Raw genomic sequence first — 13,304 nt, forward strand, 5'->3', positions numbered from 1 at the left:
TTAGGAGTCTGATTTCGGACGCGATCCGAGAAGAAGGGAACTTGAGGATGGATTGGCGGGCGAGAACAGCGGACGCTTGAGGCCGGCCCCGCGCAGCGGCGTCGTGTCGAACGGGACGGTGCTCTCCGGCTCGGATTGCCCCTTCAATTCGTCGACCGAGCAGATGCTCGCCACGTAGGTCGGCTCGGGTCCGAACACCGCGCCGCGCCGGGCATATTTGTCGTAAGTCAGCGGCAGCGTGTTGTTCAGCCCTTCGCGACCAAGCCCGCCCTTGGCGTCGATCGCCATCATCTCGCTCGCGCACATTTTGCCCGGCTCGACGCACATGTTGACGATGGCCTTGAACAGGTCGCCATCGACCGAGCCATAGCGGCGAACCGGCTCGTTGGCGCTCGGACGTTCGAGCACGAGGTATTCGTTGCGGCCGAGCATGTCGCCGCTTGCCTTCACCTTCGCGATCCATTTGTCGAAGTCGGCCGTCGTCAGGCTATGGAACGAGAAGTACATCCCGGAGAAGCCAGCGCCGCTGTAGTTGGCGGAGAAGCCTTTGTAGACGCCGGGCTTGTTGGTCACGGCGTGCAGCTTCGTCTCCATGCCCGGCATGGCGTAGACTTGGCCCGCCAGCGCCGGGATGTAGAAGGAGTTCATCACGGAGGAGGCCGTGATGCGGAAACGAATCGGGCGGTCGACGGGAGCTGCGAGCTCGTTGACGGTCGCGACGCCGTACTCCGGATAGATGAACAGCCATTTCCAGTCGAGCGCGACCACCTCGACATTGAGCGGCTTGTCCTGGGCCTCGATCGGGCGATCGGCGTCAATGCGGCCAAGCGCGCGGTAGGGGTCGAGCAGGTGGGTGGCCATCCAGGTCAAAGCGCCCAGGCAGACGATGATCAGGAGCGGCGCCGACCAGATGACGAGCTCGAGCTGGGTGGAATGGTCCCAATCGGGCTCATAGCGGGCTGATGTGTTCGACTGCCGGTAGCGCCAGGCGAACAGCGCGGTCAGCGCCATCACCGGCAGGACGATCAAGAGCATCAGAACGGTGGAGATCACGACCAGGTCGCGCTGTTGCACGGCCACGTCGCCGGCCGGGGCGAGCACGACAAAATCGCAACCTGAAAGAGCGGCTGCGAGTGGCAGCAACGCAAGAATCCTCAAGACACGCACGGTGGAACCTTGTTGGAAATTTCCTATGTGAAACAGGGGGTAGCTGCGATGCAACAAGGAGGACATTGGACAATTTGTCCAATGTTGCAGTGCGCAATGGCGGCTCAAACAGCGCCTTTGAGGTCGCTAACGGCAAGACCGCCTGGCGGCCGCCTCAATCAAGAACGGCATAAGGCATAAGGCGCGATGGCGATGACACAGGCCCCTGCAATGGCTCACGGCCACCCGATGACGGCAGGTCACGAACCGGCGCGCCCCGGGGAGATCGCCATCGGCGTCATCATCGGCCGCACGTCCGAATTCTTCGATTTCTTCGTCTATGCGATCGCCTCAGTGATCGTGTTTCCGCGCTTGGTGTTCCCATTTGCGAACGAACTGACCGGGACACTTTATTCCTTCGGCATCTTCGCGCTTGCCTTCGTGGCGCGTCCGCTCGGGACCGTCATCTTCATGACGATCGACCGCCACTACGGTAAGAGCGCGAAGCTGATCATCGCGCTGTTCCTCTTAGGGACTGCGACGGTCGCACTCGCCTTCCTGCCCGGTTACGACACGATCGGCGTGGCCGCGATCTGGCTGCTGGCGCTGGCGCGCGCCGTCCAGGGCCTGGCCTGGGGCGGGGCCTGGGACGGCCTTGCCTCGCTGCTCGCGCTCAATGCGCCGCGGCATCACCGCGGCTGGTACGCCATGGTGCCGCAGCTCGGCGCGCCGCTTGGACTGATCGTGGCGAGCGCCCTGTTCGCGTTCTTCGCCGGCAACCTGTCCGCGGAGGATTTCTTCGACTGGGGCTGGCGCTACCCGTTCTTCGTCGCGTTCGCGATCAACGTGGTCGCCTTGTTCGCACGGCTGCGCATGGTGGCGACCCCGGAATATGATTCGCTGTTCGAAAGCCGCGAACTGCAGCCGGCCCGTATCGTCGACACGGTTCGTGACGAGGGCCGTAACATTCTGCTCGGCGCCTTCGCGCCGCTGGCGAGCTTTGCGCTGTTCCACATGGTCACGGTGTTTCCGCTCTCCTGGGTCTTCCTGTTCACCCGCGAAAGCCCGGTGCGGTTTCTCATCATCGAGATGATCGGTGCCGCGTTCGGCGTCGTCGCGATCGTGGCTTCGGGAGTGATCGCCGATCGCGTCGGCCGAAAGTTACTGCTGACCGGTTCGGCGATCGCGATCGCGGTCTATAGCGGCTTCGCCCCGCAACTGCTCGATGCCGGCGCCGTCGGCGAAACGATCTATATGGTGCTCGGCTTCATTCTGCTGGGCCTGTCTTTCGGCCAGTCTTCGGGAGCGATCGCCTCCAGCTTCGCGCCGATGTACCGCTACACCGCCTCGGCGCTGACCTCGGACCTCGCCTGGCTGTTCGGCGCCGGGTTTGCGCCGCTGGCCGCGCTCTTGCTCGCGACCCATTTCGGCTTGATCTCCGCTGGTGCCTATCTCTTGTCCGGCGCGGTGTGGACGCTGCTGGCGCTCTGGCTGAGCGGGCTGCGCGAAAACATCATCGAGTAAGGGGAAGCGCATTTCGGTTCTGATTGAATCAGAACCGAAGCTCCAGACCCTTGTTTTGACGCGTTTTCTGCGCAGATAAGTGTACGCAATCTGCGTAAACTTGATTGCTACGCGAACCGGGATCCACTTCGCTCGAAAACGCCTCGCTACTCCACCACGATCTTCACGCGATCGCGAGGCTTGACCTGGGCGTGGGCGTCCAGCCCGTTGAGGACGCGGAAGCGCTCGGCGGGGTGGTCGACGCCGCCCATGCGGTGCGAGAGCGATTCCACGGTGTCGCCGGGCTGCACGGTGATGACCTTGATGCGCAGCGGGCGCGCGGCCTGGATTTCCTCGAGCGTCAGGCGCCGGAACGAATTGACGGTCTCGCGCGCATTGCGCTCGCTCTCGGTCGTCTTCTGCTTGGCCGCGAAGATGAAGCGATAGACGTCGCTGCCGAAGCGCAGCGCGTAGACCTTGAACTGCCATTGGTCGCCCCGCGCGGTGGCGGACGCCGCCGGGAAGCCGTTGACGGTGATATCCTCTGTGGAAGCCTTGTCGACGCCTTCCATCCAGCCGGAGTTGAGATAGTCGCCGAGCGACTGCTCCGCCGGCACCCGCACCACGTCGAACCGCATCGCCTGCGAGCCGCCTTCGCGCACGCCGATCACCGCCTGCGCAGTGTTGTCGAGCGTGAAGTTCTCGGGTGCCTGGAAGGTGAAGGCGAGCTTGGGGTGCAGGAAGCGGCGGCCGCGGACGAAACCTTCGCTCGGATCTTCGCCGTAGACGATGTTGTCGATCGCGGCGAGATAGGTCTCGCGGTCGCGCTCGGCACCTTCGGGCGCCGTATATTGCCGCGCCGCGGCCTGCGCATTGGAGACGCGTTCGGGCGTTGCCGGATGCGAGGACAGGAAATCCTGCGCGCGCGGATCGAACGAGGTCTTGCCGACCTTCAGCGCCGCATTGCGCTCCATCGCGGTGAGGAAGCGCGAGGCGCCATAGGGGTCGAAATGCGCGCGCGCGGCGATGCCGACGCCGATGCCGTCGGCCTCGAATTCCTGCTGGCGCGAGAAGCTCGCCATCGTGAGCTTGGTCTTGGCCAGGGCCAGCGCAGTGAGGTCGGGATCGTTGCTCATGTCGGTGACGACACGCGTCACCACCGCCGCCTGCCGCGCCTGGTCTTCACGGATGGAGGCGTGCTTAGCCAGCACATGCGCCATCTCGTGGCTCAGCACGGACGACAACTCCGAGGTGTCGCTGGCGAGCGCGATCAGGCCACGCGTGACATAGAGCTGTCCGGTCGGCAGCGCGAAAGCGTTCACCGCGCCGGAATTGAGGATCGTCACCTTGTAACCCTGGTCGGGACGGTCGGACGCGGCGACCAGCCGATCGACTGTCTTGCTGATCAGGCCTTCCAGCTTTGGGTCGTCATAGGCGCCGCCATAGGTGGCAAGGATCCGCTCATGCTCGCGTTCGCTCGCCGGCGTCTGCGCCACCGTGGGCTTCGGCTTTGCCGGTTGGGGCGTCGCGACCGGAGCTGCGGTTTCGAACCGGCCGATGCCGAGGTTGCCGCAGGCGGACAGAAGGGTCGCCGCGCACAGGAGCGCCAGCGCAGCCGAAAGGCCGCGGCCCGTCCTGTCCCGCCGTCCCACACCCTCAATCACGTCAGCTACTCTCAAGCTGCCGGAAGATATCATGGTCCGACCGGCCGGATCATGACCCCATCCCTGTTTGCGCCCTGTTTGCGCATGATCTCTTGGAAGAACGAGCCTCCACGTCCCGGATCATGCTCTCATCTGTTTGCTTGAGCACGATCTTTTCGGAGAACCGCTTCCCCTTTTCATGCCCTTAGTTCCCGCCAAGCACTTCCAACTGCCCCACCCGGAGCAGTTCGATCCGTGGCCCGTTGCGCGCTTCGACCCAGCCGCGGACACGAATCCGTCGATTTTCCAGGGACTTAGGCGCAAGCCCGGCCGCCTCGAGCGCGGGGATCATGCGCCTTGGAATAGTCACAGCAAAGTCCCGTGTCCAGTTCCGGCCAAAGTTGAGGTAGGTGGTTGCTCCCGCCTGACGGACGGACAAAACCTTCCCCTCGACCACCGCAAAGCGCCCGATCCCCGCCAAAATATCGCCCGGACTTTCCGCGTTTTTTATGGCGGAGGCGTCGGCCCAAGTTCCCCTTTTGGCCTGCCTCGCCTCGGCCTCGGCCGCAAGCAACAGGGTGGCGCAATCCCGGTTCGAGACATCAGGCGATACCATCGCCTGGCCCTGCTTCAATAGTTCGCTTTGTACGGCCGCGTCGGACCCCGAGACAAAGACGAAGGCCGCCTGGCGTCCATAGCGGTCCGGCACGTCGTCCTCGCCCTGCAGCGAGATGTCGCGTCCCATCACCAGCGCCGACAGGGCTGCGGCCCCTTTCTGCCGGTCCGCAATCTCGATGCCGGCGAGGCGGATCTCGCGGCCGTCTTCGAGGCGAAAGCTGCGCGCGTCGGTCACGGACACGACCCGGCCCTCGCCCTGGGCTTCGAAAGCGCATCCCGCCGCGCGGGCCGAATCGGTTACCACTGTACTGATGAGGCACAACAGCAACATTTGTGCACAAAATTTCGTGTGATGCGCTGTCACTTTGTGGCCCCGTGTCATGACGCCGCTGCTAGTCGACTGAATTAGGACATGATTTTCCGCAACGACGTCGGTCTCCGTCCGACACTATCCCCGGGGCATTTTGACTTGAGGCCGATTGCGAGCATAAGTAGCACCCCATCGGCGGGGACCAGCAATGAAGCCGGAGCGCTGGGTTTCGCGCAAGCCAGTCTTGCCGCGCGTCCCGGCACAACAGGAAAGATAAGTGCTGCATGAACTCGTTTTTTCGGCGGCAGTTGACCGATTACGTTGAATACCATCGTGACCCCTGGAATTGCGTGATGCATGTGTTCGGCATCGTGTTCCTGTTTCTGGCGGCCATTCTCCCCCTCAGCCTGTTGTCCTTCACCCTGTTCGGAGTTGAGGTCAGCGCGGCCGTGATCGCCGTGCTGCCGGTCCTGTTCTATTGGTTTTTGCTCGATCTTGCGCTTGGCGCCGGAATCTTTTGCGGGGCTGTCGCTCTGCTGTCACTGGCCGCCTGGATCGTCGGTCATGTGACCACCACCGGCCTGTGGTCGCTTACGGCGGTCCTCCTGGTCGTAGGAGTCGCCTCGCAGGTCATTGGACACCAGGTGTTCGAGCGCAGGAAGGCCTCGATGGCCGACCACCCCACGCACCTTCTGCTCGGACCGATGTTCGTGATGGCGAAATTATTCATCGCGCTGGGCTTCCGGCGCGATCTCGCGAGTATTATCCAGCCTCCGCAAGATTCCCTGTCGTATTCCCAGTAGCTCCAGCCGTACTGCGTCCCACCGCATGACACGAATCCTGGTTACAGGCGGTAACGGCTTCATTGGCAAGCACCTGGTCTCGGCGCTTGTCGCGCAAGGCAGCGACGTGCGCGTGCTTGATCTGCAGCCGCCGTCGCGAGCGTTGCCGAAGGTCGAGTATGTCAAGGGATCGGTGCTTGACCGCGACCTCGTGCACAGCGCCATCGACGGCGTCGACGAGGTCTATCACCTTGCCGGGCTGCCCGGGATGTGGCTGCCGCGGAAGGCCGATTTCCACGACGTCAACTGTGGCGGCACCGAGGTCGTGATCGGGACCGCGTGCAAGCGTGGCGTGAAGCGGCTCCTGCACTGCTCCACCGAATCAATCCTGTTCCGCGCCTCGCGATCGGACGATCGCCTGGCCGACGATGCGCTATTGCCCGACAACATGCCGGGGCCCTATACGCGCTCGAAAATGCTCGCCGAACGCTACGCGATGCAACAGGCGACATCCGGATATCCTGTCGTCATCGGCTGCCCGACGATGCCGATCGGGACCCACGACCACAATTTCACGCCGCCGACGGAGATGCTCCGGCTTTTCCTGAACCAGCGCGTGCAGCTCTATCTGGATTTCGTCGTGAACCTGGTTGACGTGCGCGATGTCGCGGCAGGGCTGATCCTCGCCATGGAACGCGGGCAGTTCGGACATCGCTACATTCTCGGCGGCGAAGGCATCGCGCTGAAGCAGGTGCTGCGGATTATGGCGCATGTCCGGGGCCGCCGCACGCCGCGCCTTGCGATGAATGGCCGCCTCGCTGAGATCACCGCGGGCCTCCTGGAGTTCGTTGCCGATCACGTGACCCACCGGCCGCCATCCGGTACAGCTGAAGGGGTGCGGATCGCGCGGCGGGCAGAGGCGCTGTCGATCGAAAAAGCGCAGCGTGAACTCGGCTATGCGCCCGGGCCAGTCGAGCCCGTGCTTCGCGAAACCATTGCGCATCTGCTTGGCTCCGGTCACAATCAGGCGGAATGGGAACCGGCGTCGAGCCCGGGCGCCCAATCGTTCAATACCACGCGCCGGTTTGGCGTCTGATCCAATCGCCTGATACGGTTGCAATATGTCGCAAGACCCTGGTCAATGGTTCGCGTTTGTCTGGAGCGGGTGGACCGCCACCTGGCCCACCCAATTGCTCGCCATCATCTGGATTCTGTGGGTCACGAGCTGGGTCGTGGCGTCGGTGTGGTCCGGCCAGACCAAGAAGCATGTCATGACCTCGGAGTCGCTGAGGTACCGCATCCCCATCCTCCTGGGCGCGATCCTGTTCCTGCCGTGGACCGGAAGGATCCTGGGTGAAAAGCCACTGTGGCAGTTCGGCAGCCTCGGCATCTATGTGATGGCGGTCCTGACGCTTGCCGGAATCTCCTTCACGTGGTGGGCGCGAATCCACCTCGGACGGTTCTGGTCGAACGCTATCACGCACAAGGAAGGCCACCACGTCATTGACACCGGGCCGTATGGCCTTGTGCGCCACCCGATCTATACCGGCCTGATCGCAGGAATGCTGGTCACCGGCATTGCCGTCGGGACGGTGACGGCGATCCTCGGGGCAGTGCTGATCTCGCTCGGCATGGCGCAGAAGGCCCGCATGGAGGAGGTATTCCTCAGCGCCGAACTCGGCGCGGAGGAATATGGCGCCTATCGCCGGCGCGTTCCGATGCTGATCCCGTTCATGCCGGCCGGCTAGCGCAGGATGGTTTCTGCCTAAATCAGCGTGCCGTAGCCCGGGTGGAGCGTCAGCGTAACCCGGGACATCTGCTTCAGCGTTTGCGAGTGGCCCCGGGTTTGCGCGTTCCGCTCCACCCGGGCTACGTGCAGAAATCCGTCACCGTGGTCGCGGCGAGGACTTCTCGCCCGAAGCCTGGCCCCGCGAAGAGCGGGGAGCGGGACTTGTCGGTCGCTTTGCCGGCTCCGCAGCCGTCGCCGTCGTGGCGGGCTGCTGTGCGATCGGCATCAGGTGACGCGGAATGACGATGCGCTGACCGGCGGTCAGCGGGGCGTTATCCGGTAGCTGATTGGCCTGGGTGAGCGCCCACAGCGGGACGTGGTTCGCCGTGGCGAGGCTCTGCAAGGTGTCGCCTGCGCGGGCGAATTGCGGAATGCCGCTATCCCACAGCTCGAGCGGCGCATCCGATGGAACGATGTAGCGCAGCGGCGCCGTCTCGCCCTTGACCTGCATCGGTGTCGTCCCGAGTTGCACGACCGCATTCACCAACTGGTCGTGGATGGTGTCCATCTTGTCGATGTTGATGTGGGTGACTTCCGAGTGATCCTTCAAGTCGTAGCTTGCATAGTGGCCCTGATAGCCTGTCTCCGCGACGACATCGCCGCCCCCCAGCACGCTGTCGGACATGAAGATATTGATGAAGCGCTCGACATTGAGCGGCACTTTCCCCGTTGCGTGCGCCGGATCGATGGCGACAATCAGGTTGACCGGGATATTTTCCTGCTGCAGGACCTCGGCGAATATCACGGAGCAGAGTCCGCCCATCGAGTGCCCAATCAGGACGATCGGAAGAGGATCCTTTTTGTATTCGCGGATCGCCTTCGCGGCGATGAGCCGGCAGATGGTAAACTCGTAGACGTCGGCCTGGACGCCGACCTCCTCGAGGCGGCTGGTCAGTTGATCCATGCCGCGCGAAAAAATCGGGCCCATCGCGCCACGAAACAGATAGGCGCGCACGCGTGGAGTCGGCGGGGGCTGTTCCGGGGCAGGCGGCGGCGGTGCCGCCACCGCAGCGGCGGTATTGGCCTGCTTTGCGGCGGGAGCCGCGAGTGTGAAATTGCAACCAGCCGACCAGACGCAGGCGATAAGCATCGCCCGGAACACAATGGCCATAACCGGCTTCGGATTGATCATGCGCCTTCCGCCTGTGGTTTCGGCGCGCAGATACGCCGGCTCTCGATCGCCGGCAGGCCACTTGCCCGCGTTCAGGATGGACTATCGCGCAGGAATTGGCAGAATTGCGGCGCAACGAATGCGCCGCAATTCGATCGGCCCAGGATCAGTTGCGAGCAGCAGCCGCGCTGGCCGCCCGTGGTGGTGCGGCGACGCTTGCCTCACTCGGCTGCCGTCGCCTCGTTGGCGATGCCGGACTCGGTCGACCAAAGACGACGGCGTCAATCTCGCCGATCACCTTCTGCTGCATGATCTGGTTCTTTTCGATCGTCAGGTGCCCGACACCCGGCACGCTCGCCACATTGACGTTCTCCAGCGTGCCCTGGAAGCCCCTGGTCCTTTCGACCGGCGTGCCGGCGCCGTTGGCGACGTAGAAATTGACGTATCGTCCGACGCGTCCGGAAAGGCTGGTGTGGAACACCGAGTCCAGCCCGATTGCGAGCTTCACGGGAACGCCGAGCTGGTCCAGCCTCGCGACCATGTCGGGCAGGGAGGTCGCGCCCGAGGAGTGGCCGACCAGGATGATGGTCTTGGTCTTGCCGCTTCGGTATTCGGCCGCGGCCTCGTTGGCGAGCGACGACCAGAATACGTAATTGCTGATGGTCACCTGGATGCCCTGGCCCTGCAGCTTGGCGGCAATTTGATCCAGTCCCAGCGAGAAGATGTTCAACACCCCTCGGAGCATATAGACGTGCGCGGTGGAGGCGCGAGCGGCCGCCGATTCCGGCGCAGCCTGCGCCGGGCTTGCGACGACCGGAAGCAGCAGCAACAGCGCGGTCGCGATGGCGCGCAGCCGCGGAGACAAATGCCGGCCGACCAGTCCAGTGTGGCCGCGATATGCGTTCATGGCTCCTCCTCGAAGCGCTACCGAATATTGCCGATGACCGTAACCCCGGCGCGCTCGCAACCGCAACAAAAGCGGTACGCGTAGCGTGGCTTTACTGTTGCGGCGTGTCTCGGGAGCAACACGATCTGCGGGATTCGTTAATGTTTGTCGTGAGCTAGGGGAATGGGCGGGAACTTGGCGAGAACATGGCGACCGTCGGGAGGCAAACGAAGTTAGCGGCTGGGCACGCGCTTTTGATTGCGGCATATCCGGCGCGCTTACGGGCTCGATTTGCAAGCCGCTGCTTGGGACGGCGATCCGCGGTCAAAGCGCTGCCTGGTCCGGCCGCCGCGACCACAAACTTCGATGAACATCGAGATATTTCGTGCGGCTGACAACGCCGACGATCATTCCGCTTAGCGGAAAACCAAAGATGGATTCATGCGTTGCCGCGGCTTGCTGCCATCAATCCCATGCGGCATGATCGCGCCGCAAAATGGTAGACCACAGTCAATGTGGCTGACGAACCGGGAGGGCTTCATGAAACGAATTCTGTCAGGCGCGTTCGCCTGCATGCTGGCGGTCTCGGCCACCGCGGCGCCGGCGCAAAGCAAGCCGCCGCCGCTCAAGATCGGCGGCATCCTCGACATGTCGAGCCTCTACGCCGACATCACCGGCCCCGGCAGCGAAGCCGCCGCCAAGATGGCGGTGGAGGATTTCGGCGGCGAGGTGCTGGGGCGCAAGGTCGAAGTCGTCGTCGGCGACCATCTCAACAAGGCCGACCTCGCCGCGAACATCGCGCGCGATATGCTCGACAACCAGGGCGTCGAGATGATCTTCGACGTCGCGGCTTCCGCCACCGCGCTTGCCGCGGGCGAGATCGCCAAGGCGCGGGGCAAGATCATCATCTTCAACGGCCCCGGCTCGATCCGCCTCAGCAACGAGGCCTGCGGGCCCTACACCGTGCATTATGTGTTCGACACCTTCGCGCAGGCCAATGTGACGGGTCTCGCGGCGGTGAAGTCCGGCCTCGACACCTGGTTCTTCCTGACCGCCGACTACGCCTTTGGGCAGGATCTCGAGAAGGACACGACCAATGTCGTGGTCAAGACCGGCGGCAAGGTGCTGGGCAGCGTGCGCCATCCGCTCAACACATCGGATTTCTCGTCCTTCCTGCTGCAGGCGCAGGCCTCGAAGGCCAAGGTGGTCGGGCTTGCCAATGCCGGCGGCGATACCATCAACGCGATCAAGCAGGCGGCCGAATTCGGCCTGGCCAAGAGCGGCCAGAAACTCTCGCCGCTGCTCGCCTTCGTCACCGACATCGACAGCGTCGGGCTCGACACAGCGCAGGGGCTGCTGCTTGCCGAAGCCTTCTATTGGGACCTGAACGACGATACCCGCGCGTTCACCAAGCGCTTCATGGAGCGCACCAAGCGCGTGCCGACCTCGGCGCAGGCCGGCGTCTATTCGTCCGTCACGCATTACCTGAAGGCGGTGAAGGCCGCGGGCACCACGGATTCCGCGGCTGTCATGAAGGTGATGAAGCAGACCCCGATCAACGACATGTTCGCCAAGAACGGCAGGATCCGCGAGGACGGCCGCATGGTGCACGACATGTATCTGTTCGAGGTGAAGAAGCCGTCCGAGTCGAAGGGACGCTGGGACGACTACAAGCTGCTCGCGACCGTTCCGGGCAACGAGGCGTTCCAATCGCTGGAGAACTCGCGCTGCCCGCTGGTGAAGAAGTGACGCGAAACGTGGTCGTCATTGCGAGAAGCGCAGCGGACGAAGCAATCCATGCCTCCGCAAGCGGCGAGATGGATTGCTTCGCTTGCGCTCGCAATGACGGCGGGGGATATGATGTCGAGAACCAACAACCAAGAAAGCGAATCCCATGACTGAAAACAGCATCGTCCTGCAAAACCTCGACAACGGCCTGCTCACCATCACCATGAATCGTCCGGAGCGGCGCAATGCGCTGAACCCGGATATGACGCGCGGCCTGGTCGAGGCGGCGCGGCGGGCGGCCGAGGATCACGAGGTGCGCGCGGTGCTGATCAAGGGCGCCGGCGGCACCTTCTGTGTCGGCGGTGACGTGAAGTCGATGGCGGAGGGCCGGGCGCCGCTGCCGTTCGAGGCCAAGCTTACCAATCTGCGCCGCGGCATGGAGGTCTCGCGGATTCTGCATCAGATGGCAAAGCCGGTGGTGGCGCAGCTCGATGGCGCGGCGGCCGGCGCCGGGCTCTCGATCGCGCTGTCCTGCGACCTGCGCGTGGCGAGCGAGTCATGCAAGATCACGACCGCCTTCGCCAAGGTCGGCTTCTCCGGCGATTACGGCGGGACCTATTTCCTCACCCAGCTCCTCGGCAGCGCGAAGGCGCGCGAATTGTATCTGACTTCTCCGGTGCTCACTGCACAGGAGGCGCATGCGCTTGGCGTCGTGACCAAGGTGGTGCCGGATGCGCAGATTGACGCCGCCGCACGCGAGCTTGCGATGTCGCTGGCACAGGGACCGTCGATCGCGCTCGGCTTCATCAAGCGCAACATCAACAATGCCGAGCATCTGTCGCTCGAGGATTGCTTCGATGGCGAAGCGATCCATCACACCCGCTGCGGCGAGACCGCCGACCACAAGGAAGCGGCCAAGGCGTTCGTCGAGAAGCGCAAGCCCGTCTTCAAGGGCGAGTAGGGATGGCCGGCTATCTCAGGCTGCGCCAGATCTGCCTGGTGGCCCCACAGCTCGCGCCCGTAATTTCTGACATCGCCGACATCATGGGCCTGAGCGTCTGCTATCGCGACGGCAATGTCGCGAAATATGGGCTGGAGAACGCGCTGCTGCCGGTCGACACCATCCTGCTCGAAGTGGTGGCGCCGTTCCAGCCGGGCACGGCCGCGGGCCGCTTCATCGAGAAGACCGGCGGCCGCGGCGGCTACATGGCGATCTTCTGCTGCGACGATCCCGACGCGCGTGGCGCGCATGCCAATGCCATCGGCGTGCGCACCGCGAACGTCATCACGCATGCACCCTATCACGGCGTGCAGCTCCACCCGCGCGACTGCCGCGCTGCCTTCATCGAGTTCAACCACACCGATGGCAGCGACGATGTTCTGGGGCCTTATCCCCCGGCCGGGCCGGAGTGGCAGAAACACATCCGAAAAGATGTGACGCAGGCGCTGACGGAAGTCGAGATGCAGAGCCCGGAGCCGCAAGCGCTGGCGCAGCATTGGGGGCGGATTCTTGATTGGCCGGTGAACGGCGAGGCCGAGTTACGCCTGCCGAATTGCAGCTTCCGCTTCGTCAACGGCGAAAGCGAGATCATGAGCGCGCTCACGTTCAAGGTCGCCGATGTCGCGAAGGTCCGCGACGCTGCCGGGAAGAAAGGTCTGAACGTCGCCGGCGATGAATTCTCGTTGGGTGGGGTAACGTTCCGCCTGATGCACTGACTTGTAGGGGTGGGCAAAGCGCAGCGTGCCCACCATTCACGGTCGGTGCAAGAGAAGGTGGGCACGCTGCGC

Annotated in this window: 12 protein-coding genes; 7 read left to right on the forward strand and 5 right to left on the reverse strand. The window is 63.7% G+C overall.

Annotated elements, in window-relative coordinates; all coding sequences use genetic code 11:
* Complete coding sequence (gene cyoA / locus CWO89_RS13800) at positions 1-1,167, reverse strand: ubiquinol oxidase subunit II (RefSeq protein WP_130579248.1); 1,167 nt, start codon at positions 1,165-1,167, stop codon at positions 1-3.
* Positions 1,168-1,353: 186 nt separating this feature from the next.
* Here cyoA and CWO89_RS13805 point away from each other — a divergent pair, with 186 nt between their 5' ends.
* Entirely contained in the window at positions 1,354-2,670 is a 1,317-nt protein-coding gene (locus CWO89_RS13805) for an MFS transporter (RefSeq protein WP_245476144.1), read from the forward strand.
* 146 nt (positions 2,671-2,816) lie between these two features.
* Here CWO89_RS13805 and CWO89_RS13810 read toward each other — a convergent pair whose 3' ends face one another.
* On the reverse strand, positions 2,817-4,313 hold the full coding sequence (locus tag CWO89_RS13810) for a M48 family metalloprotease (protein WP_245476150.1): 1,497 nt from the start codon (positions 4,311-4,313) through the stop codon (positions 2,817-2,819).
* A gap of 184 nt (positions 4,314-4,497) precedes the next feature.
* Positions 4,498-5,292 (reverse strand): thermonuclease family protein, encoded by a 795-nt coding sequence (locus CWO89_RS13815; protein ID WP_463714915.1) that lies wholly within the window; start codon positions 5,290-5,292, stop codon positions 4,498-4,500.
* A gap of 212 nt (positions 5,293-5,504) precedes the next feature.
* Between CWO89_RS13815 and CWO89_RS13820 the strand changes: the two genes are divergently transcribed.
* The 3 genes from CWO89_RS13820 to CWO89_RS13830 are packed head-to-tail and all read left to right on the forward strand — an operon-like array spanning position 5,505 to position 7,750.
* Positions 5,505-6,023 carry an Mpo1 family 2-hydroxy fatty acid dioxygenase gene (locus tag CWO89_RS13820; protein WP_130579252.1) on the forward strand — a complete coding sequence of 173 codons (519 nt, stop codon included), beginning with the start codon at positions 5,505-5,507 and terminating at the stop codon, positions 6,021-6,023.
* Positions 6,024-6,048: 25 nt separating this feature from the next.
* Positions 6,049-7,098, forward strand: a complete 1,050-nt coding sequence (locus CWO89_RS13825) for an NAD-dependent epimerase/dehydratase family protein (RefSeq protein ID WP_130579254.1) — start codon at positions 6,049-6,051, stop codon at positions 7,096-7,098.
* Between the two features lie 25 nt (positions 7,099-7,123).
* Positions 7,124-7,750, forward strand: coding sequence for a methyltransferase family protein (locus tag CWO89_RS13830; protein WP_130579256.1), 627 nt, complete (start codon positions 7,124-7,126; stop codon positions 7,748-7,750).
* Between the two features lie 138 nt (positions 7,751-7,888).
* Here CWO89_RS13830 and CWO89_RS13835 read toward each other — a convergent pair whose 3' ends face one another.
* Positions 7,889-8,923, reverse strand: a complete 1,035-nt coding sequence (locus CWO89_RS13835; protein WP_130579258.1) for a LysM domain-containing protein — start codon at positions 8,921-8,923, stop codon at positions 7,889-7,891.
* Positions 8,924-9,068: 145 nt separating this feature from the next.
* Positions 9,069-9,809, reverse strand: coding sequence for a hypothetical protein (locus CWO89_RS13840; protein ID WP_130579260.1), 741 nt, complete (start codon positions 9,807-9,809; stop codon positions 9,069-9,071).
* Positions 9,810-10,328: 519 nt separating this feature from the next.
* Between CWO89_RS13840 and CWO89_RS13845 the strand changes: the two genes are divergently transcribed.
* The 3 genes from CWO89_RS13845 (at position 10,329) to CWO89_RS13855 (ending at position 13,232) form a co-directional block, all read left to right on the forward strand.
* Positions 10,329-11,537 carry an ABC transporter substrate-binding protein gene (locus tag CWO89_RS13845; protein WP_130579262.1) on the forward strand — a complete coding sequence of 403 codons (1,209 nt, stop codon included), beginning with the start codon at positions 10,329-10,331 and terminating at the stop codon, positions 11,535-11,537.
* A 145-nt stretch (positions 11,538-11,682) separates the two neighbouring features.
* The gene (locus CWO89_RS13850) at positions 11,683-12,477 is read left to right on the forward strand and encodes an enoyl-CoA hydratase (protein WP_130579263.1); all 795 of its coding nucleotides are present in this window, start codon (positions 11,683-11,685) and stop codon (positions 12,475-12,477) included.
* A gap of 2 nt (positions 12,478-12,479) precedes the next feature.
* Positions 12,480-13,232, forward strand: coding sequence for a VOC family protein (locus tag CWO89_RS13855; RefSeq protein WP_130579265.1), 753 nt, complete (start codon positions 12,480-12,482; stop codon positions 13,230-13,232).
* The last annotated feature ends 72 nt before the right edge of the window (positions 13,233-13,304 follow it).

It is taken from the genome of Bradyrhizobium sp. Leo170 (assembly GCF_004296405.1).
In the GTDB taxonomy this organism is placed as follows: domain Bacteria; phylum Pseudomonadota; class Alphaproteobacteria; order Rhizobiales; family Xanthobacteraceae; genus Bradyrhizobium.